Annotated in this window: 16 protein-coding genes; 9 read left to right on the top strand and 7 right to left on the bottom strand. The window is 73.6% G+C overall.

Annotation, left to right across the window (positions count from 1 at the left end; all coding sequences use genetic code 11):
- The first annotated feature begins 255 nt into the window (after window positions 1-255).
- Window positions 256-2,910, top strand: a complete 2,655-nt coding sequence (locus ACIQ7D_RS17150) for a helicase C-terminal domain-containing protein (RefSeq protein ID WP_403938246.1) — start codon at window positions 256-258, stop codon at window positions 2,908-2,910.
- Here ACIQ7D_RS17150 and ACIQ7D_RS17145 read toward each other — a convergent pair.
- The gene (locus ACIQ7D_RS17145; RefSeq protein ID WP_403938347.1) at window positions 2,873-3,472 is read right to left on the bottom strand and encodes a VanZ family protein; all 600 of its coding nucleotides are present in this window, start codon (window positions 3,470-3,472) and stop codon (window positions 2,873-2,875) included. The genes ACIQ7D_RS17150 and ACIQ7D_RS17145 overlap by 38 nt on opposite strands.
- Before the next feature lie 251 nt (window positions 3,473-3,723).
- Between ACIQ7D_RS17145 and ACIQ7D_RS17140 the strand changes: the two genes are divergently transcribed.
- Window positions 3,724-5,367, top strand: a complete 1,644-nt coding sequence (locus ACIQ7D_RS17140; protein WP_403938244.1) for a DNA repair helicase XPB — start codon at window positions 3,724-3,726, stop codon at window positions 5,365-5,367.
- On the opposite strand, the gene ACIQ7D_RS17135 is transcribed toward ACIQ7D_RS17140, so the two are convergent.
- Complete coding sequence (locus ACIQ7D_RS17135) at window positions 5,354-6,640, bottom strand: glycosyltransferase 87 family protein (protein WP_403938242.1); 1,287 nt, start codon at window positions 6,638-6,640, stop codon at window positions 5,354-5,356. The two genes, ACIQ7D_RS17140 and ACIQ7D_RS17135, sit on opposite strands and share 14 nt — an antisense overlap.
- An 18-nt stretch (window positions 6,641-6,658) precedes the next feature.
- Window positions 6,659-6,859 carry a hypothetical protein gene (locus ACIQ7D_RS17130; protein ID WP_403938240.1) on the bottom strand — a complete coding sequence of 67 codons (201 nt, stop codon included), beginning with the start codon at window positions 6,857-6,859 and terminating at the stop codon, window positions 6,659-6,661.
- A gap of 397 nt (window positions 6,860-7,256) precedes the next feature.
- On the opposite strand from ACIQ7D_RS17130, the gene ACIQ7D_RS17125 reads away from it, so the two are divergent.
- Window positions 7,257-9,332 (top strand): HelD family protein, encoded by a 2,076-nt coding sequence (locus ACIQ7D_RS17125; protein WP_403938239.1) that lies wholly within the window; start codon window positions 7,257-7,259, stop codon window positions 9,330-9,332.
- 100 nt (window positions 9,333-9,432) lie between these two features.
- Here ACIQ7D_RS17125 and ACIQ7D_RS17120 read toward each other — a convergent pair whose 3' ends face one another.
- On the bottom strand, window positions 9,433-10,152 hold the full coding sequence (locus tag ACIQ7D_RS17120) for a copper homeostasis protein CutC (RefSeq protein WP_403938237.1): 720 nt from the start codon (window positions 10,150-10,152) through the stop codon (window positions 9,433-9,435).
- A 217-nt stretch (window positions 10,153-10,369) separates the two neighbouring features.
- On the opposite strand from ACIQ7D_RS17120, the gene ACIQ7D_RS17115 reads away from it, so the two are divergent.
- The 3 genes from ACIQ7D_RS17115 (at window position 10,370) to ACIQ7D_RS17105 (ending at window position 14,931) form a co-directional block, all read left to right on the top strand.
- Complete coding sequence (locus tag ACIQ7D_RS17115) at window positions 10,370-12,718, top strand: heavy metal translocating P-type ATPase (protein WP_403938235.1); 2,349 nt, start codon at window positions 10,370-10,372, stop codon at window positions 12,716-12,718.
- A 55-nt stretch (window positions 12,719-12,773) separates the two neighbouring features.
- Window positions 12,774-13,427 (top strand): hypothetical protein, encoded by a 654-nt coding sequence (locus tag ACIQ7D_RS17110; protein ID WP_403938233.1) that lies wholly within the window; start codon window positions 12,774-12,776, stop codon window positions 13,425-13,427.
- A gap of 196 nt (window positions 13,428-13,623) precedes the next feature.
- Entirely contained in the window at window positions 13,624-14,931 is a 1,308-nt protein-coding gene (locus ACIQ7D_RS17105; RefSeq protein WP_403938345.1) for a Cmx/CmrA family chloramphenicol efflux MFS transporter, read from the top strand.
- Here the strand turns inward: ACIQ7D_RS17105 and ACIQ7D_RS17100 are convergent.
- The 3 genes from ACIQ7D_RS17100 to ACIQ7D_RS17090 form a co-directional block, all read right to left on the bottom strand.
- Entirely contained in the window at window positions 14,885-15,607 is a 723-nt protein-coding gene (locus tag ACIQ7D_RS17100; RefSeq protein ID WP_403938231.1) for a TetR/AcrR family transcriptional regulator, read from the bottom strand. The genes ACIQ7D_RS17105 and ACIQ7D_RS17100 overlap by 47 nt on opposite strands.
- Window positions 15,608-15,691: 84 nt before the next feature.
- Window positions 15,692-15,961 (bottom strand): DUF4031 domain-containing protein, encoded by a 270-nt coding sequence (locus ACIQ7D_RS17095; RefSeq protein WP_403938230.1) that lies wholly within the window; start codon window positions 15,959-15,961, stop codon window positions 15,692-15,694.
- Entirely contained in the window at window positions 15,958-16,416 is a 459-nt protein-coding gene (locus tag ACIQ7D_RS17090; protein WP_403938228.1) for a hypothetical protein, read from the bottom strand. The genes ACIQ7D_RS17095 and ACIQ7D_RS17090 overlap by 4 nt, the downstream gene beginning before the upstream one ends.
- Window positions 16,417-16,496: 80 nt before the next feature.
- On the opposite strand from ACIQ7D_RS17090, the gene ACIQ7D_RS17085 reads away from it, so the two are divergent.
- From ACIQ7D_RS17085 to ACIQ7D_RS17075, 3 genes are all read left to right on the top strand, one after another.
- Window positions 16,497-17,420 (top strand): MurR/RpiR family transcriptional regulator, encoded by a 924-nt coding sequence (locus ACIQ7D_RS17085; RefSeq protein WP_403938227.1) that lies wholly within the window; start codon window positions 16,497-16,499, stop codon window positions 17,418-17,420.
- Window positions 17,421-17,521: 101 nt separating this feature from the next.
- Window positions 17,522-18,523 carry an N-acetylmuramic acid 6-phosphate etherase gene (gene murQ / locus ACIQ7D_RS17080; protein WP_403938225.1) on the top strand — a complete coding sequence of 334 codons (1,002 nt, stop codon included), beginning with the start codon at window positions 17,522-17,524 and terminating at the stop codon, window positions 18,521-18,523.
- A 26-nt stretch (window positions 18,524-18,549) separates the two neighbouring features.
- Window positions 18,550-20,034, top strand: a complete 1,485-nt coding sequence (locus ACIQ7D_RS17075) for a PTS transporter subunit EIIC (RefSeq protein WP_403938224.1) — start codon at window positions 18,550-18,552, stop codon at window positions 20,032-20,034.
- Window positions 20,035-20,052: the final 18 nt, after the last annotated feature.

Raw genomic sequence — 20,052 nt, 5'->3', positions numbered from 1 at the left:
CACGCACCGCACACCCCGGGCAGGCGCGGCCACCGCCACCACGGCGGCCACAGCGCGATGGTGTCGAACTCCTCCCCCGTGCGTCCACCCCGTCCACCTCGCCGTCCAGCACGTTCTTCCGGTACGAAGAACGCCGGAATCCACCCCGGCCCGGAAAACCCGCGCCCCGCCCCACCCCTGGGACGCGAGCGGCGGGGCCTTCACGGGCTAACGTGGAACGGATGGGGACCCGCGAAGGCTGAGCAGGAGGCGCACGTGTCCGAAGGAACCGGCGGTACGCCACCGCGCACGCTCGCGGAGGCCCTGCGCGCCCAGGGGGACGACTCGCTCGCCGCCCTGCTGCGTGCCAGGCCCGATCTCCTCAACCCGGTGCCGGGCGATCTCTCCCAGCTCGCGACCCGCGCCGGAACCCGCGCGTCCGTCGTACGGGCGCTGGAACGGCTCGACCGGTTCACCCTCCAGACCGCGGAGGCGCTCGCCGTCGCGCCCGAGCCCGCGCCGTACGACACGCTGCGCGCGCTGCTGACCGGCGACGAGGGCGACGAGCGGATCGAGGCGGCGCTGCCCACCGCCGTGGCGACCCTGCGTGACCAGGCGCTGATCTGGGGCGCCGACGACCGGCTGCGCCTCGTCCGTACCGCACGCGAGCTGCTGGCGCCGTCCCCCACGCACCCCTCGCCGACCGGGCTCGGCCCGACCGTCGCCGAGGCCACGGCCGGAATGTCGCCGGGCCGGCTCCAGGAGATCCTGACCGCGACGGGGCTGCCCTCCACTCACGACCCGGTCTCCGCCGTCGCCGCGCTCACCGCGCTCTTCACCGACCGGACGCGGATGGCGGCGCTGCTCGACACGGCGCCCATGGAGGCGCTGTCGGTGCTGGACCGGCTGGTGTGGGGGCCGCCGTACGGCGAGGTGACGTCCAGCCCGACGCCGCCCGTGCGCTGGCTGCGCGACCGGGGGCTGCTGCTGCCCGCGACCACCCGGACGGTCGTGCTGCCGCGCGAGGCCGCGCTCCATCTGCGCGCCGGGCGCGCGCACCGCAGGCCGGAGCCGGCCGCGCCCGCGATCGCGCCGCGCACGGAGGGGGCTGCTGCCGGATCGGCCGCCGCGCGTGCCCGGGCCGGCCGTCCGCTGTCCCCGGCCCTGTCCCCGGCCGCCCGGCCGGAGACCGCCCGTCCACAGGTGGTGGACAGTACGGCGGCGGGCCAGGCGTTCACCGCGCTCGCCACGGTCGAGGAGCTGGCCAAGGACTGGAACGAGGGCGGCCCGAACGTCCTGCGGGCCGGCGGCCTCTCCGTACGCGACCTCAAGCGCACCGCCACCGCCCTGGACGTCACCGAGCCCATCGCCGCTTTCTGGGTCGAACTCGCTTACGCGGCAGGGCTGTTGGCGTCGGACGGCGAGACGGACGAACGGTACGCGCCGACCCCCGCCTACGACGATTGGCAGGAGCTGCCCGCCCCCGAGCGCTGGGCCCGCCTCGCCACCGCCTGGCTGACGGCGACCCGCACCGCCGGGCTGGTCGGCAGCCAGGACTCCAAGGGCCGTACGCTCGCGGCGCTCGGCCCCGACCTGGACCGGGGCCCCGCCCCGGAGGTACGGCGGCGGGTCCTCGAACTCCTCGCCACCCTCCCCGAGGGCACCGCCCCCGACCCGGAGTCGCTGCTCGCCCGGCTGCGCTGGGAACGCCCCCTGCGCGGTGCGTCCGCCGCCGGCCGCTCGGACGACCTGCGCGGGCGCCTCGCCGCATGGACGCTGAACGAGGCGGAGATGCTGGGGATCACGGGCCGGGGCGCGCTGTCGTCCCACGCCCGGGCGCTCCTGGACGGCAACGGCACGGGTACGGGTGGGGGTACGGACACCGGCACGGACCGGGCCCCTGTCCAGCCGGCTACCGGCCTCTCCCCCGCCGGGCTCCGCGCCGCCCGCGCCCTCGCGCCGCTGCTGCCCGAGGCCCTGGACCACGTACTCCTCCAGGCCGACCTGACCGCCGTGGCTCCCGGTCCGCTGCTGCGCCCCCTCGCCGAGCTGCTGTCCGTCGCCGCCGATGTCGAGTCGAAGGGCGGCGCGACCGTCTACCGCTTCACGCCCGGCTCCGTACGCCGTGCCCTGGACGCCGGACAGTCCGCCTCCGACCTGCACGAATTCCTCAAGAACCACAGCCGTACGCCCGTACCGCAGCCGCTCGCCTACCTCATCGACGATGTGGCGCGGAAGCACGGCCATCTGCGGGTCGGCGTGGCCTCCGCGTACGTACGGTGCGACGACGAGGCCGTGCTCGACGAGATCCTGGCCGACAAGCGCTCCCAGAGCCTGCGGCTGCGCCGCCTCGCGCCGACCGTGCTCGCGGCCCACGCGGACGCGGGGGCGCTGCTCGAAGGGCTGCGCACGATGGGTTTCGCGCCCGCCGCCGAGTCCGCCGACGGCGATGTGATGATCACCCGCGCCCACGCCCACCGCACCCCGCCCCGCGCGGCGCCCGCGCCGGTCCAGGACGGGCCGCCCACGCCGGACGGAACGCTGCTGAGCGCCGCGGTACGGGCGATCCGGGCCGGCGACATGGCGGCGACGGTGGTCCGCAGGCCGGTGCCCGAGCCGATGGCATCCGGATCGGCCGCCTTGTCGGCGGCGGCGGCGCTGGCCGGCGCTTCCCCGGCCGGCGCGAACGGCGCGCTGCCCCGCACGACATCCGCCGAAACGCTCGCGACGGTCCAGGCCGCCGCCATGACGGGCTCGGCGGTCTGGATCGGTTACGTCAACGCGGACGGCGCGGCCAGCCAGCGCGTCATCGCGCCGGTCCGGGTCGAGGGCGGCTACGTCACGGCGTACGACCACACGGCCGACGAGGTCCGTACGTACCCGCTGCACCGCATCACGGGAGTGGCGGAGCTGGCCGACGACCCGGCCTGAGCCGCCGCAGCCGGAGCAGCAGCCGGTCGGACACCCGCCCGCCCGGCTTCACCAAGGACACCTCCGCCCCCGGCGCAGCCTCCGGCTCCGGCTCCGGCCGGGTGCGTGGCCGCGGCTTCGGCTTCGGCTGCGGCTTCGGCTGCGGCGCGTCGAGCATGTGGAACCGGCGCGAGACCCGCCGCCCCAGCACCAGATACGCGATCAGCGCGCCGCCCGTGTTCAGGATCACATCGTCCACGTCGAAGGCCCGCCCCTCGACCATCGCCCCCTGCGCCAGCTCCACCAGCGCCATCACCACGACGGTCAGCACCACCACCCGCACCATTCGCAGCCTGCGCGGCAAGAGCAACGGAAGGATCACCCCGAAGGGCGCCCCCATCAGCAGGTTCCCACCGATCTGCTTGCACGCGGCGAGGAACGTGTAGTCCTCGGCGTACTGCCGCAGCGAGTGCCCGGGCCGGAGATTGGACCCCGCGAGGTCGGCGGAGACCGGGGACGGCGTCAACGTCATCTCGGCCAGCACGGCGGCGAACCCCACCAGGGCGAGAAAGGCGACCCCCATGATCGCCACCCGTAACATGCTCCGGCCCCACGACACACCCCGGCGCGCGGCACTCGCCGGCCCGGTCCTTTCCGTCTCAGCGGTCATAGCCCCCTGATGCCCCCACCCCGCGGGGATACGCGGCCCCGGCACCCTCAGATCCCCGATACCCCGGGTGCCGGATCGGCGCGGGTGCCGGATCGGCGCGCGATGCGCGACACTGGTCGTTTGGCATCCGCCAAGCCCCGGCGAATGAGAGAAAGGGCGCAACCGTGATCGGACCGCTCATCGTCCAGAGCGACAAAACGTTGCTGCTCGAAGTCGATCACGACCAGGCCGACGCCTGCCGTCGTGCCATCGCGCCCTTCGCCGAACTGGAGCGCGCCCCCGAGCACATCCACACCTACCGGCTGACCCCGCTGGGTCTGTGGAACGCCCGCGCCGCCGGGCACGACGCCGAGCAGGTGGTCGACGCGCTGGTGGAGTTCTCCCGCTACCCCGTGCCGCACGCCCTGCTCGTGGACGTCGCCGAGACGATGGCCCGCTACGGGCGGCTCACCCTCTCCAAGCACCCCACCCACGGCCTGGTCCTGACCTCCACCGACCGGCCCGTGCTGGAGGAGATCCTCCGCTCCAAGAAGGTCCAGCCGCTGGTCGGCAACCGGATCGACCCGGACACCGTCGCCGTGCATCCCTCCGAGCGCGGCCAGATCAAGCAGACGCTGCTCAAGCTGGGCTGGCCGGCCGAGGACCTGGCCGGTTATGTGGACGGCGAGGCGCACGCGATCGAGCTGGACGAGTCGGGGTGGGCGCTGCGGCCGTATCAGAAGCAGGCCGTCGAGGGGTTCTGGCACGGCGGTTCCGGTGTGGTCGTGCTGCCCTGCGGGGCCGGGAAGACGCTGGTCGGGGCGGGCGCGATGGCGCAGGCCAAGGCGACGACGCTGATCCTGGTGACCAATACCGTCTCGGCCCGCCAGTGGAAGCACGAGCTGGTGAAGCGCACGTCGCTGACCGAGGACGAGATCGGCGAGTACAGCGGTACGAAGAAGGAGATCAGGCCGGTCACGATCGCCACGTACCAGGTGCTGACGACGCGCCGTAAGGGCATCTACCCGCACCTGGAGCTGTTCGACTCCCGCGACTGGGGGCTGATCGTCTACGACGAGGTGCATCTGCTGCCCGCGCCCGTCTTCAAGTTCACCGCCGATCTCCAGGCCAGGCGGCGGCTCGGCCTGACCGCGACGCTCGTACGGGAGGACGGCCGCGAGTCGGACGTCTTCTCGCTCATCGGGCCGAAGCGTTTCGACGCGCCGTGGAAGGAGATCGAGGCGCAGGGGTACATCGCTCCCGCGGACTGCGTCGAGGTACGGGTCAACCTCACCGACAGCGAGCGCCTCGCGTACGCGACCGCCGAGACGGAGGAGAAGTACCGCTTCTGCGCGACGACGGCGACGAAGCGGAAGGTGACGGAGGCGCTGGTGCGCAGGCACCAGGGCGAGCAGACGCTCGTCATCGGCCAGTACATCGACCAGCTCGACGAGTTGGGCGAGCATCTGGACGCGCCGGTCATCAAGGGCGAGACGAGCAACGCGCAGCGCGAGAAGCTGTTCGAGTCGTTCCGGCAGGGCGAGATCTCGGTGCTGGTGGTGTCGAAGGTCGCGAACTTCTCGATCGACCTGCCCGAGGCGACGGTCGCGATCCAGGTCTCCGGCACGTTCGGCTCCCGCCAGGAGGAGGCCCAGCGGCTCGGCCGGGTGCTGCGCCCGAAGGCGGACGGTCACGAGGCGCGCTTCTACTCGGTGGTCGCGCGCGACACCATCGACCAGGACTTCGCGGCGCACCGGCAGCGCTTCCTGGCGGAGCAGGGGTACGCGTACCGGATCGTCGACGCCGACGAACTCCTCACCGAGGGGTGAGGGGCCGGCCCCGGGGGGACCGGTCCGTCGCGGCCGGCGTCTCCCGGGGGAGCGGGGGCCCGTCGCCGGCGGGCGCCCGGGTGCGGTGCCAGGCCGCGTGGGCCAGGAGCGCCAGGGCGCAGAGCGCGTACGGCGAGATCAGGGGCTGCTGCCACCACGGCAGGCGCAGGGCCGGCTCGCCCTCGTACGGTACGGCCCAGAAGCTGCGGGCCGTCCAGACCGCCCCGGCCAGCGCCGCCGTACGGAGGCGGCCCTCGGCGAGCAGGGCCGCCAGCAGCGGTACGCACCAGACCCACTCGTGCGACCAGCTCACCGGGGTGACGAGCAGCGCGGTCAGGGCGGTGAGCAGGACCCCCCAGGTCTCCGACCCCGCCCGTACGACGGCGCGGCGGGCGGTCCAGAGTCCGGCGGCCGCGGTGAGCAGGGCCAGGGCCGCCCAGACCGCGCCCGGGTCGGGCGTGTGCAGGAGGCGGGCCAGCAGGCCGTGCAGGGACTGGTTGCCCGCGGCCCACGCGGCGCCGGTGCGGTCGGTCTCGAAGACCCGGCTGGTCCAGAACTCGTCGCTGGCGTACGGGAGGACGAGCATCCCGAGCAGCACGGTGCCGGTGAGCGCGGCGAGGGCGGTCAGCCCCTGCCGTACCCGGGACGTGAGCAGCAGATAGGCGATGAAGAGGGCCGGGGTGAGGGTGATGCCCGCCGCGATACCGAGGGCGAAGCCCTTGCCGAGGGCGTGGTCGGGGCGCGCCAGGTCCCACAGGACGAGGCAGGCGAGGGCGAGGGTGATCTCGCCGAGGAGGATGGTCCGGGCGACGGGTTCGAGCCAGAGCCCGAGGGCCACGGCCACGGCCGCTGCTCCTGCCGCTGCGGGCGGGGGGACGACGGTGCGGGTCACCAGGCGCAGGGACAGCCGTACGAGCAGTGCCAGCAGCGCGAGGTTGCCGAGGACGAAAGCCACCTTGAGGGCGTCGGCGGAGAGCCAGGTGGTCGGTACGAAGAGGATCGCCGCGAAGGGCGGGTACGCGGTTCCGTCGAGGCCGGACGCGTCGAGACGGGACGCGTCGATGCCGGTACCGGGTGCGTGGGGGCCTGTGCCGTACAGCTCGGTCCCGTAGGGGTCGGTCCCCCCGAGGACGGCGGCGCCTTCCGCGCGGTAGACGCGGGTGTCGGCCAGTGGGACGGGCCGGGTGACGCAGACGGCGGCGAACGCGGCGAGGGAGAGGACGAGCGCGCCCACTGCGATGAGTGAGCGGGAGGTCACGGTCCGGTAGGTCACGGCCGCGACCCTAGTGGATCAGTGACGGCGCTTGATGCCCGCCTCCTCCGCGTACTCCCCCATCACGGCCACGTTGAACGCCGTGGTCAGGAAGACCCTGGCCGCCCGCAGCGCGTTGCCGACCGGGTGGCCCGGGTGGGGGACGGAGCCCGTCGCGGTCGCACCGGGAAGCGGCGCGCTGTGCGGGGCGTGGGCCGGGGTGAAGGCTGCTGTGCTCATGTATCCATGGTCTCTCCGGGGCCTGTGGATGACATCGGCCCACGGCGTGAACCTCATGCGCGCCGCCGTACGACTTTCGGTCGGGCGGGGTCCCCTGAAGGATGGACCTCGCGTGCCGCCGACCCCCGGGCCGGGCGACGGAGGAAAAGCATTCGCCCGGTCGTCACCGACTGGCTACAATCCTGGACCTTGCCCGCCTCCCTCCGCTGGGAGCGCCGTCGTCCGGACGGAAACCGGACGGCCGACCGCCATGACGTGAGCCACGCCGGAACGGAGCCCGCCGTCCGGCCGTCCCGCACGTACACCCACAGGTACGCCCACAGGTACCGACGCGTGTACGGACGGACGGCAGGAGCGCGCGGCCCGCCGGTGTGCGTACAGCCCCGGAGGCACCACCGTGACCGCGCCCCTCGACCCCCCTGGCCCCCTGTCGCGCGAACGCGCCCATCTCAGCGCCTCCCGCTCCGCACTGCGCGCCATGCGCGAGGACGTGCAGGCGCTCGACATCCGCGACGTCACCGCGAACTGGGTCAACGCGGCCGTCCTCCAGTCCCAGATCGACGAGCGCGTCAAGGCGCTCGCCGATCTCGCCCACACCCCGCTCTTCTTCGGCCGGCTCGACTATCTGCACGCAGTGGGGGCGGAGCAGGCCGAGGGCGCCGAGGGCGAGTCCTTCTACATCGGGCGGCGGCACGTCCACGACGCCGAGGGCGACCCCATGGTGATCGACTGGCGCGCGCCCGTCTCGCAGCCCTTCTACCAGGCGTCCCGGGGGAAGCCGCTGGATGTGGCGCTGCGGCGGCGCTTCGGCTACACGGCCGGTGAGCTGACCGCGTACGAGGACGAGCACCTCTCCGATCCGACGGAGGCCGACACCTCCAGCAAGCTGCTCCAGGCCGAGATCGAGCGCCCGCGCGTCGGCCCCATGCGGGACATCGTCGCGACGATCCAGCCCGAGCAGGACGAGATCGTCCGCAGCGGGCTGGGCGGCACGGTGTGTGTGCAGGGCGGTCCTGGCACCGGGAAGACGGCCGTCGGTCTGCACCGGGTCGCGTATCTGCTGTACGCGCACCGCGAGCGGCTGGCCCGTACGGGCACGCTGGTCATCGGGCCGAACGCCTCCTTCCTCCACTACATCGAGCAAGTGCTGCCCACGCTGGGCGAGTTGGAGGTGAAGCAGGCGACGGTCGCGGATCTGGTCGCGGCCGGTACGGAGGTACGCGGTACGGATCCGGCCGACGCCGCCGTCATCAAGGGCGACGCCCGGATGGCGGAGGTGCTGCGGCGGGCCGTGCGGTCCCACGTCACGCTGCCGACCGAGCCGGTCGTGGTGGTGCGCGGCTCGCGGCGCTGGCGGGTTCCGGTGTACGAACTCGTCGAGATGGTCGAGCAGTTGCTCGCCCGCGACATGCGGTACGGCGCGGCGCACGAGGCCCTGCCGCAGCGCATCGCGCACGCCGTGCTCGTACGGATGGAGGAGGCGGGCGAGGCGCCCGACGACCGGGTGCAGAACGCGGTGGCACGCAACCCGGCGGTGAAGGCGGCGGTCAAGTCCGTCTGGCCGCAGGTGGATCCGGCGAAGCTGGTGCTGCGGCTGCTCTCCGACGCGGAGTTCCTGGCCGCGCACGCGGACGGGGTGCTGAGCGCCGACGAGCAGAAGACGATCCTGTGGGCGAAGCCGGCGCGGAGTGTGAAGTCCGCGAAGTGGTCCCCGGCGGACGCCGTACTGATCGACGAGGCGGCCGACCTGATCGCCCGTACGCACTCGCTCGGCCATGTCGTGCTCGACGAGGCGCAGGACCTCTCGCCCATGCAGTACCGCGCGGTGGGCCGCCGCTGCTCGACCGGTTCGGCGACGGTGCTGGGCGATCTGGCGCAGGGTACGACACCGTGGGCGACGTCGAGTTGGGCGGACGCGCTGCACCACCTCGGTAAACCGGAGGCGCTGGTCGAGGAGTTGACGGCGGGCTTCCGCGTACCGCGCGAGGTGATCGCGTACGCGTCCCGGCTGCTGCCCGCGATCTCGCCGGGGCTGGCGCCGGTGGCCTCCGTACGGGAGTCGCCGGGGTCGCTGGCGGTACGGGCGGTTCCGGACGCCGCGGAGCTGGCCGCGGCGACGGTCACGGCCTGCCGGGAGTCGCTGGCGCACGAGGGCTCGATCGGCCTGATCGCGGCGGACGCCCGGATCCCGGCGCTGGCGCAGGCGCTGACGGCGGCGGGGCTCGGGTATCTCGCACCGGGCGAGGAGACGACATCGACGGCGCGCCTGACGCTCGTACCGGCGTCGCTGGCGAAGGGCCTGGAGTACGACTACGTGGTGCTGGACGAGCCGGCGGCGGTGGTCGACGGCGAACCGGACGAACGGACGGGTCTGCGCCGGCTGTACGTGGCGCTCACCCGAGCGGTCTCGGGGCTGGTCGTGGTCCACGCGGCAGCCCTGCCGGAACAGCTCACCGCCACCGCTGCCGCCTGAGGGCGGGGGCTGAGGGCGGGGCCGGGGGGGGCGGGCCCGCGCCCGCCGCGGTCCGGGCCCGGCTCCGAACCCCTCGCGCTACGCACTACGCGCCCAGGCGCTACCTGTCGGCCGTCACCGCGTCGAGCGTCGCCCGCCATTCCCGTACCGATGCCGCCGAGACCGGCGCGGACCAGCCCGAGGGGCGGGCCGCGCCGCCGATGTGGAACGCCGTCACGCCCGCCGCGCGCAGGACCGGGACGTGGGACAGACGCAGGCCGCCGCCGGCCATGAGGCGGGCCCCGTAGCCCGGTTCGCCGCGGGCGGTCGCCGCCGCTTCGGCCTGGAGGGTGGGCAGGCCCTCGGTGACGCCCGCCGGGGAGCCCGCCGTGAGGTACGTGTCAAGGCCGGGCAGATCCGCGAGGCTCCTGCGCAGGGCGGCGCGGTCGGCGGCGTGGTCGATCGCCCGGTGGAAGGTCCAGCGGCAGCCGTCCAGTTCGGCGATCAGCCGCTCGACCGTGACCAGGTCAGGTGTGCCGTCCGGGTCGAGGAAGCCGAGGACGAACTCGTCCGCGCCCTCGGCCCGCAGCGCCCGCGCCGCCGCGACCAGCGCCGCCGCGCCGTCCGGGCCGCCCGCGGCGAATCCGTCCGTGAGCCGGAGCATCACCCGCAGGGGGATCGGGACGGCCGCGCGGATCTTCGCGAAGGTCGCGGTGGCCGGGGTCAGTCCGTCCGCCGCCATGTCGGTGACCAGTTCGAGGCGGTCCGCACCTCCGTTCCGTGCGGCGATCGCGTCCTCCGCGTCGAGGGCGATCACCTCCAGGACTGCGCGCTTGCTCATGAGTGGGGACCTCATTCGTCGGGGAGGGGACGGGGAGATAGGTCTAGTCCAATATTCAAGCCTAAGGGGCCGGACCGATCACGGCCAGCCCTTGAATTAGATACGGGCAGGGGGTATACAGGGAGGAAGCTCATACCCCTAGGGGGTACGATGGAACTCGGTCGAAGAGCCGAGCGAGGCCGTCGAGCGAGACCGAAGAGAGAAGGAGCCGCCGCCCATGAGCACCAACCGGACCACCGGCACCCCGACCGGCCCAGCCCCCGGCTCAGGCTCCACCGCCGAGGTCGAACTCATGATCGGCGGCATGACCTGCGCCTCCTGCGCCGCACGTGTCGAGAAGAAGCTCAACCGGATGGACGGGGTCGAGGCCACCGTCAATTACGCGACCGAGAAGGCCAAGGTCAGTTACGCCGACGGGCTGTCAGTGAACGATCTGATCGCCACCGTGGAGGCCACCGGCTACACGGCGAAAGAGCCCCCGGCCGCCCGCCCCGTACGCCCCGTACGCCCCGAGCCGGCGGGAGACGGGTCCGGCGAGAAGAAGGCCGACACGGACGCCGAAGACGCCGGGCACGGCGAGGACGACGCCGAGCTGCGGACCCTGCGCCAGCGCCTGATCACCGCCGTTCTCCTCTCCGTGCCGGTCATCGCGATGGCCATGATCCCGCCGCTCCAGTTCGACAACTGGCAGTGGCTGTCCCTCACCCTCGCCGCCCCCGTCGTCACCTACGCGGGCTGGCCCTTCCACCGCGCCGCCTGGACCAACGCCCGGCACGGCGCGGCCACGATGGACACCCTCATCTCGGTCGGCACCTCGGCCGCGTTCCTCTGGTCGCTGTGGGCGCTCTTCTTCGGCACGGCGGGCATGCACGGCATGACCCACCCCTTCGAACTGACGATCAGCCGCGGCGACGCCTCCGGGAACATCTACCTCGAAGCCGCCGCCGGCGTCACCGCCTTCCTCCTCGCCGGCCGCTACTTCGAGGCCCGCTCCAAGCGCAAGGCCGGAGCCGCCCTCCGCGCGCTGCTCGACCTCGACGCCAAGGAGGTCACCGTCCTGCGCGACGGCCGGGAGACCACCGTCCCCACGGCGGAACTCCAGGTCGGCGACCGTTTCCTGGTACGGCCCGGCGAGAAGATCGCCACCGACGGCACCGTCGTCGAGGGCTCCTCCGCCGTCGACGCCTCGATGCTCACCGGCGAGTCCGTCCCGGTCGAGGTCGCCGTGGGCGACGGCGTCACCGGAGCGACGCTCAACGCGGGCGGCCGGCTCGTCGTGGAGGCCACCCGTATCGGCTCCGACACCCAGCTCGCCCGTATGGCGCGCATGGTGGAGGACGCCCAGAACGGCAAGGCGTCCGTCCAGCGCCTCGCCGACCGGATCTCCGCCGTCTTCGTACCGGTCGTGATCGTGCTCGCGCTGGCCACGCTCGGCGGCTGGCTGATGGCGGGCGGCGGGCTGACGGCCGCGTTCACCGCCGCCGTCGCCGTACTGATCATCGCCTGCCCGTGCGCCCTCGGCCTGGCCACGCCCACCGCACTCATGGTCGGTACAGGGCGCGGCGCGCAGCTCGGCATCCTGATCAAGGGGCCCGAGGTGCTGGAGTCGACGCGGCGGGTGGACACCATCGTGCTGGACAAGACCGGCACCGTCACCACCGCGAAGATGGCCCTGCTGGCCACGCACAGCGCGGAGGGCACCACCGACGAGGAGGTGCTGCGGCTGGCGGGTGCCCTGGAGCACGCCTCCGAGCACCCCCTCGCCCGCGCGATCGCGCAGGGCGCCGCCGAGCGCGTCGGTACGCTGCCCACGCCCGAGCAGTTCGCGAACGTTCCCGGGCTCGGTGTGCGGGGTGTGGTCGAGGGCCACGCGCTCCTCGTGGGCCGGACGAAGCTGCTCGCGGAGTGGGAGATCCACCTGCCCGAGAAGCTGGCGCTGCGCAAGGCGGAGGCCGAGGCGGCGGGCCGTACGGTCGTCGCGGTGGCCTGGGACGGCGAGGCGCGGGCCGTGCTCGATGTGGCGGACGCGGTGAAGGAGACCAGTGCGGAGGCCGTACGGCGGCTGCGCGCGCTGGGTCTGACGCCGGTCCTGCTCACCGGTGACCACCGGGCGGTCGCCGCGTCCGTGGCCGCCGAGGTCGGTATCGACGCCGACCGGGTGATCGCGGAGGTCATGCCCGAGGACAAGGCCGAGGCGGTCAGGAAGCTCCAGGCGGAGGGCCGGTCCGTGGCGATGGTCGGTGACGGTGTCAACGACGCCGCCGCCCTCGCCCAGGCCGATCTGGGCCTCGCGATGGGCACCGGCACGGACGCCGCGATCGAGGCCGGCGACCTCACGCTGGTACGGGGCGACCTGCGCGTGGCCGCCGACGCGATCCGCCTGGCGCGCCGGACGCTCGGCACGATCCGGGGGAACCTGTTCTGGGCCTTCGCGTACAACGTGGCGGCGCTGCCGCTCGCCGCCGCCGGACTCCTCAACCCGATGATCGCGGGCGCGGCGATGGCGTTCTCGTCGGTCTTCGTCGTCGGGAACAGCCTGCGGCTGAGGCGCTTCAAGGCGTCCTGACCGCGCCGCCCCCCGCTGCCGGGGGCCCGGGCCGTGACTGGCCTAGGCTCTCGGCATGCCCGATCCCGCTCTTCGCGACCGCTTCGCGATCACCCTCCGGTCCCTGCTCCCGGGCGAGGCGACCGCCGCGAGCGTCCCGGACCCGTATGTGTACGCCGACGATCTCCTCGCCCGCTGGGCCGAGCCGCAGCGCCGGTACCACACCACCGACCATCTGGCCGCCGTCCTGGACCGGGTCGACACGCTCGCGGAGTACGCGGACGACCCGGCGCTCGTCCGGCTCGCCGCCTGGTTCCACGACGCGGTCTACCGGCCGGACCGCTCCGAGAACGAGGAGCGCTCCGCCCGGCTCGCCGAACGCGCCCTGGCCGAGGCCGGGCTGAGCGCGGAGGGGACGGCCGAGGTCGCCCGGCTCGTCCGGCTCACCGCCGGGCACGCCACCGGCCCCGGCGACCGGAACGGCGCCGTCCTGTGCGATGCCGACCTCGCCGTCCTGGCCTCGGCACCGGACGTGTACGCCGCGTACACCACAGCCGTACGGGAGGAGTACGGCTTCGTCCCCGCCCCGGAGTTCCGCGCGGGCCGGGCCGCCGTGCTGGAGCAACTGCTCGCGCTGCCGGACCTGTTCCGTACCCCGTACGGCGTCCGGGAGTGGGAGGCGCGGGCGCGCGCGAACATGGCGGCGGAGCTTCGCGGTCTCACCATCTGAACAGATGATGAGCGCCGGAATGTCACGGCCGACGGCACAGGTTGCACCTGGCATGCCCGACTCCGCCGATCCCGGCTCCCCGGCCCCGACCAGCGCCCCCGACCGCACTTCCGCTCCCGCTTCCGCAGCGTCTCCGGTGGCCGCACCGCCCTCCGTGTCCGCACCGCCTTCCGTGGCCGAGCAGCCCGCAGACCGTATGCCGCTGGCCGTCTACATCCTCGGCCTCTCGGTCTTCGCGCTCGGCACCAGCGAGTTCATGCTCTCCGGGCTACTGCCGCCGCTCGCCGCCGACATGGACGTGTCCATCCCGACCGCCGGACTGCTCATCTCCGCGTTCGCGATCGGCATGGTCGTCGGCGCCCCGCTGCTCGCCGTGGCCACCCTGCGCCTCCCCCGCCGCACCACGCTCATCGCCCTGATCTCGGTCTTCGGCCTCGGTCAGGTCGCGGGCGCGCTCGCCCCCTCGTACGAGGTGCTGTTCGTGTCCCGGGTGGTCAGCGCGTTCGCGTGCGCCGGGTTCTGGGCGGTCGGCGCGGCCGTCGCCATCGCCATGGTCGCGCCGAACGCGCGCGCCCGCGCGATGGCCGTCATGATCGGCGGGCTCTCCATCGCCAATGTGCTCGGCGTCCCAGCCGGCGCGTTCCTCGGGGAACACCTGGGCTGGCGTTCGGCGTTCTGGGCGGTCGGCGCGGCCTCGGCGGTCGCGCTGGTCGGTGTGGCGACCCTGATCCCGCGCATCCCGCTGCCCGCCGAGAAGCCGCGGCTGGGGCGGGAGCTGGCCATCTACCGGGACCGTCAGGTCTGGCTCGCCATCGCCGTCACCGCGCTCGCGGCCGGTGGTGTCTTCTGCGCGTTCTCCTACCTCGCCCCGCTGCTCACGGATGTGGCGGGCCTGGACAGCGGCTGGGTCCCTACGGTGCTCGCGCTCTTCGGCATCGGCGCGCTGGTCGGTACGGCGCTGGGCGGCCGGTACGCGGACGCGCACCTCTTCGGCGTCCTGATCAGCGGGGTCACCGCGTCGACGGTGCTGCTCGCGCTGCTGGCGCTGACCGCCGCGCACCCGGTCGCCGTCGTCGTCCTGACGTTCCTGCTCGGGGTCTCGGCGTTCTACACGGCGCCCGCGCTCAACGCCCGTATGTTCAACATCGCCGCCGCGGCCCCCACTCTGGCGGGCGCCACCACGACGGCCGCCTTCAACCTCGGCAACACGGGCGGCCCCTGGCTCGGCGGCACCGTGATCGACGCGGACCTCGGCTTCGCCTCGACGGCGTGGGCGGGCGCGGCGATGACCGTGGTCGCGATCGGCCTGGCGGCACTCTCGCTCCGCTTCCACCGCGCGACGGCCAGCCGGGTGGTGACCGGCTCGGCGGCGTGCGCGGCTGTCGACTCCGCCGTCGACTCCGCCGTCGGTTCGGCCACCGTTTCGGCCGTCGGCCCGTCCGCCGGTCCGGGCGGGGTCAGCGAGCGGGCCGCGGACGGACGAGATCTGTCAGCTCGGCCGTGAACAGCAGGGCCGGGTCGAACGTCATCCCGGTGAAATGACCCGCCAGTTCCAGGGACAGCACGCCGTGCAGCCGGGTCCAGAAGGTCAGGGCACGGTGCAGGATGACGTCCGGGGCGGGGTGGGCGCCCGCCCAGCCCCGGTGGTCCGCGAGATGACCGTCGAACTCCGCCGCCGGGGCCGCCGGGGCCGCCGGGGCCGCCGGGGCCGCCGGGGCCGCCGGGGCCGCCGGGGCCGCCGGGGCCGCCGGGGGCAGCTCACCGCACGCGTCGAGCAGCATCCCCATGATCTCCGAGGAGATCGCGGTGATGTCGTCGGGCGCGTGATAGCCGGGGACGGGCGTGCCGTAGATGAGGAGGTACCGGTGGGGATCCGCCAGGGCCCATTCGCGCAGTACGTGCGCCAGCCCGGTCACATCGGCGCCGGACGCGACGGCCGCGTGGAAGGCGTCGGCGAGGCTCCGGTACGCGTCCCTGATCAGCTCGGTGATCAGCTCGTCGCGGCCGGCGAAGTAGCGGTAGAGCGCGGGGCCGCTCATGCCCATCAGCTTGGCGATCGCGTTGAGGGAGAGCGCGGACGCGCCCGCCGTGGCGATCTGCTCCCAGGCGCGTTCCTTGATCTCCGCGCGCACCTGGGCGCGGTAGCGCTCGCGCGGGGTCTTCGTGCCCGTGTCCGTCATGGCAGGCCGCCTTTCCACGCCTCTTCCGTACCGAAGCCTTTTCCGTACCGGACAACTACACCATCAAGATATAATTAGAGGCTATCACGGAATCGCGCGGTGCTTCGGGCGGCGCAGACCCGCCTCGGTGATCCGGCGGACGAGTTCCTTCGGGCCGATCTCCACCGCGCCCGCCCGCACGGCGTCGCCGTAACGGTCCGACGGTATGTCGTAGTGGTCCCGCTCGAAGGCACGTGGCGGGCAGCCCATCGAGGCGGCGAAGGTGTGCAGCTCACCGAAGGAGACATCACTGACCAGGTGCGACCACATCCGGCCATGACCGGGCCAGGTGGGCGGGTCGATGTACACGGTCATACGGGCCCCGCCCCGCCGGCCCCGTCCGGCCCACCGGCCCCGTCCGCCCCGCCCAGCGCGCCGACCGCCGCGACCACCACCCCCGCCTTCCCGCACACCCAGTGCGGGTCGGGCCCCAGCTCCGGTTCCACCTCCAGCGCGTGCGGCTCGGCCTCCGCGCAGACCGGGCAGAGCGGCCAGCGACCGTACCGTTCCATCAGCGCGTCCTGGACGTCCTGGGCGACCAGCCCCGCCACGAACTCCACGCCCTCCGGCCACTGCCCGACCCACCAGCGGCGGTGCGAGACCGACTCCTCGACCAGGGAGACGACCTCGGGGCGCGCCACGTCCCCGGCGGCCAGGTCCGCGAGAACCAGCGCGCGGGCCGCGTGCAGCGCCCTCTCCAGCGGATCAGGGCTCGGGGCCGGGGTCGCGTCCGGCCGGTCCGGCTCCGGGGCCGGGGTCTCGTCGTCCATTCCGTCATTGTCACCCGGACGCCGGCCCCGCCCCGCCCGAGGGGGTTGACGGTCCGATATGACGAAAATATCTTTCAAGGGTGACCCATGACGTGAAGGAAAGTTTCAGCGGTGACGCTCCCCCCGCCCCCGCCGCCCTCGCCGCCAAGGTGCGGACCCTCGCGCCGACCATGACCCGCTCCATGCAGCTCGTCGCGGAAGCCGTCGCGGGTGACCCCGCCGGCTGCGCCGCACTCACCGTCACCGGCCTCGCCGAACTGACCGGCACCAGCGAGGCCACCGTCGTCCGCACCGCCCGGCTCCTCGGCTACCCCGGCTACCGCGATCTGCGCCTCGCCCTCGCCGGCCTCGCCGCCCAGCAGCAGTCCGGCCGCGCGCCCTCCGTCACCGCCGACATAGCCGTGGACGACCCCATCGGGGACGTCGTCGCCAAGCTCGCCTACGACGAACAGCAGACGCTCGCCGACACCGCCGCCGGGCTCGACACCGTCCAGCTCGGCGCCGTCGTCGCCGCGTCCGTCGCCGCCCGCAGGATCGACATCTACGGCGTCGGCGCGTCCTCCCTCGTCGGCATGGACCTGGCGCAGAAACTGCTCCGTATCGGACTCATCGCGCACTCCCACAGCGACCCGCACCTCGCCGTCACCAACGCCGTCCAGCTCCAGCCCGGCGATGTGGCCGTCGCCATCACGCACTCCGGCTCCACCGGCGATGTCATCGAACCGCTCCGCGTCGCCTTCGACCGGGGCGCGACAACGGTCGCGATCACCGGCCGCCCGGACAGTCCGGTCTCGCAGTACGCCGACCATGTGCTGACGACGTCCACCGCCCGCGAGAGCGAGCTGCGCCCGGCCGCCATGTCCAGCCGGACCAGCCAGCTCCTCGTCGTCGACTGCCTGTTCATAGGCGTGGCGCAGCGTACGTACGAGACGGCCGCGCCCGCGCTCTCCGCGTCGTACGAAGCGCTCGCGCACCGCCACCGGCCGCGCAGCAGCACCCGCTGACACCCCGGTCCAGGCAGCCCCGCCCGCGTACCTCCTTCACCCGGCACCCGCACCCCCGGAAACCGGCGCCCGTACCCCCGGAAAGAAAGAGCCGCTTCCCCATGTCCTCCACGCACGACATGAACCACACGCACCACACGCACCACACGGAAAACGGCGCGTACGGCGGCGCGTACGGCGACCTCCGCGCCCAGCTCGACGGCCTCACCACCGAGGCGTTCCGCCCCGAACTCGCCGAGATCGACCGGCTTCCCACGCTCGACATCGCACGGATCATGAACGGCGAGGACGCCACCGTCCCCGCCGCCGTCGCCACCCAGCTCCCCCGGATCGCCGCCGCCATCGACGCCGCGGCCGAGCGGGTGGCACGCGGGGGCCGGCTGGTCTACGCGGGTGCCGGCACGGCGGGGCGCCTCGGTGTGCTGGACGCCAGTGAGTGCCCGCCGACGTTCAACACCGACCCGGGCGAGGTCGTCGGCCTGATCGCGGGCGGCCCCGGCGCGCTGGTCACCTCGGTCGAGGGCGCCGAGGACTCCGGGGAACTGGCGGCGGCCGATCTGACGGCGATAAAGCTGACCTCGGCGGACACGGTCGTCGGTGTCTCCGCCTCCGGCCGTACCCCGTACGCGGTCGGCGCCGTCGAGCACGCCCGCTCCCTCGGCTCGCTCACCATCGGCCTCTCCTGCAACGAGGGCAGCCCGCTCGCGGCGGCGGCCGAACACGGCATCGAGGTGGTCGTCGGGCCCGAACTGCTCACGGGCTCCACCCGTCTCAAGGCCGGTACGGCGCAGAAGCTCGTCCTCAACATGCTCTCGACGATCACGATGATCCGGCGCGGCAAGACGTACGGGAACCTCATGGTCGACGTCCGCGCCTCCAACGACAAGCTGCGCGCCCGCTCCCGCCGGATCGTCTCGCTCGCCACGGGCGCGTCCGACGACGAGATCGAGTCGGCGCTCGCCGCCACCGGCGGCGAGGTCAAGAACGCCATCCTGCTCATCCTCGGCGCCGTCGACGGACCGACGGCCGCCCGGCTGCTGACCGAGCACGACGGCCACCTGCGCGCGGCGCTGCTGCGGACCCGCCCGTCCCCCACCCCTTGACCTCCTGAAGCACGAAGACAGGGCCCATGGACAAGAACCGCGCCACAGCGGAAGCGCTCCTCCCGCTCGTCGGAGGCGCCGGGAACGTCGCCTCCGTGGCCCACTGCATGACGCGGCTCCGCCTCGGACTGCACGACCGTTCCCTGGTGCGGGAGGCGGAGCTGCGGGCGCTGCCCGCGGTGCTCGGGGTGGTGGAGGACGACACGTACCAGATCGTGCTGGGTCCGGGGACGGTGGCGCGGGTGACCCCGGAGTTCGAGGCGCTGCTGACACGGCCGTCCCGTACGCCGTCGACCGCCGACGTCCTGGCGGCGAAGGGCGAGGCGATCAGGGTGTCGCGGAAGGCGAGGAACGCCACCCCGGTCAGGCTCCTCCTGCGCCGGATCGCCGACATCTTCGTCCCGCTGATTCCCGCCCTGATCGGCTGCGGCATCATCGCGGGCCTGGGCGGGCTGCTCACCAATCTGCGCTGGCTGCCCTCGCTGGCTCCCGCGCTGGCCGCGCTCTCCGCCGGATTCATGTCGCTGATCGCGGTATTCGTCGGCCACAACACGGCGAAGGTGTTCGGCGGCACCCCCGTGCTGGGCGGCGCCGTCGCCGCGGTCATCGTCTTCCCCGGCGTCGCGCATGTCGATGTGTTCGGCCGCCAACTCGCGCCGGGCCAGGGCGGGGTGCTGGGCGCGCTCGCCGCGGCGGTCCTCGCGGTGCGCGTCGAGAAGTGGTGCCGCAGGCGGGTCCCGGAGGCGCTGGACGTCCTCGTCACCCCGGCCCTGACCGTCCTCGTCGCCGGACTGGCCACGCTGTACGGCCTGATGTACGTGGCCGGCCACGTCGCCACCGCCATCGGCCACTTCGCCAACTGGCTGCTGACGTACGGCGGTTCCGGCGCGGGACTGGTACTGGGCGGGCTGTTCCTGCCGCTGGTGATGCTGGGTCTGCACCAGGCGCTGATCCCCATCCACACGACGCTCATCGAGCAGCAGGGCTACACCGTGCTGCTCCCGGTCCTGGCGATGGCGGGCGCGGGCCAGGTCGGCGCGGCGGCCGCGGTCTACGTACGCCTCCCCCGCAACGCCTCCCTGCGCCGCACCATCCGCTCCGCCCTCCCCGCGGGCCTCCTCGGAGTGGGCGAACCCCTGATCTACGGTGTCTCGCTCCCCCTGGGCCGCCCCTTCGTGACGGCGTGCGCGGGTGGCGCGGCCGGCGGCGGATTCGTGGGCCTGTTCCACCAGTTCGGCACGGCGGTCGGCTCGACGGCGATCGGCCCGTCCGGCTGGGCGCTCCTCCCGCTGCTGGCCGGCGACCGGGGTCCGGGCGCGGCGCTCGCGGTGTACGGGGGCGGGCTGCTGACCGGATATGTCACGGGGTTCGCCGCCACGTACTGGTTCGGCTTCACCCGAACGATACTGACCGACCTCAACACACCTGGCCCCCCGCCCACGACCACCGCACCCGCGTCGGCGCCCATGTCCCCGCCGCCGCGACCCCACGCGAACCCCTCCGCGATCTGACGCCCCGAACAGCCGGGC

Source organism: Streptomyces sp. NPDC096310 (genome assembly GCF_044763125.1).
Taxonomy (GTDB): Bacteria; Actinomycetota; Actinomycetes; order Streptomycetales; family Streptomycetaceae; genus Streptomyces.
The sequence above is the reverse complement of the archived record's forward strand: the minus strand, read 5'-3'. Positions and strand labels throughout refer to the sequence as shown.

Excerpts from the sequence above, each read along its gene's own strand:
- ACIQ7D_RS17145 (WP_403938347.1), bottom strand. The coding sequence starts at position 3,472 with ATGGGGGTCGCCTTTCTCGCCCTGGTGGGGTTCGCCGCCGTGCTGGCC.
- ACIQ7D_RS17130 (WP_403938240.1), bottom strand. The coding sequence starts at position 6,859 with ATGAGCACAGCAGCCTTCACCCCGGCCCACGCCCCGCACAGCGCGCCG.
- ACIQ7D_RS17120 (WP_403938237.1), bottom strand. The coding sequence starts at position 10,152 with ATGAGCAAGCGCGCAGTCCTGGAGGTGATCGCCCTCGACGCGGAGGAC.
- ACIQ7D_RS17115 (WP_403938235.1), top strand. The coding sequence starts at position 10,370 with ATGAGCACCAACCGGACCACCGGCACCCCGACCGGCCCAGCCCCCGGC.
- ACIQ7D_RS17110 (WP_403938233.1), top strand. The coding sequence starts at position 12,774 with ATGCCCGATCCCGCTCTTCGCGACCGCTTCGCGATCACCCTCCGGTCC.
- ACIQ7D_RS17105 (WP_403938345.1), top strand. The coding sequence starts at position 13,624 with ATGCCGCTGGCCGTCTACATCCTCGGCCTCTCGGTCTTCGCGCTCGGC.
- ACIQ7D_RS17100 (WP_403938231.1), bottom strand. The coding sequence starts at position 15,607 with ATGACGGACACGGGCACGAAGACCCCGCGCGAGCGCTACCGCGCCCAG.
- ACIQ7D_RS17095 (WP_403938230.1), bottom strand. The coding sequence starts at position 15,961 with ATGACCGTGTACATCGACCCGCCCACCTGGCCCGGTCATGGCCGGATG.
- ACIQ7D_RS17090 (WP_403938228.1), bottom strand. The coding sequence starts at position 16,416 with ATGGACGACGAGACCCCGGCCCCGGAGCCGGACCGGCCGGACGCGACC.
- murQ (WP_403938225.1), top strand. The coding sequence starts at position 17,522 with ATGTCCTCCACGCACGACATGAACCACACGCACCACACGCACCACACG.
- ACIQ7D_RS17075 (WP_403938224.1), top strand. The coding sequence starts at position 18,550 with ATGGACAAGAACCGCGCCACAGCGGAAGCGCTCCTCCCGCTCGTCGGA.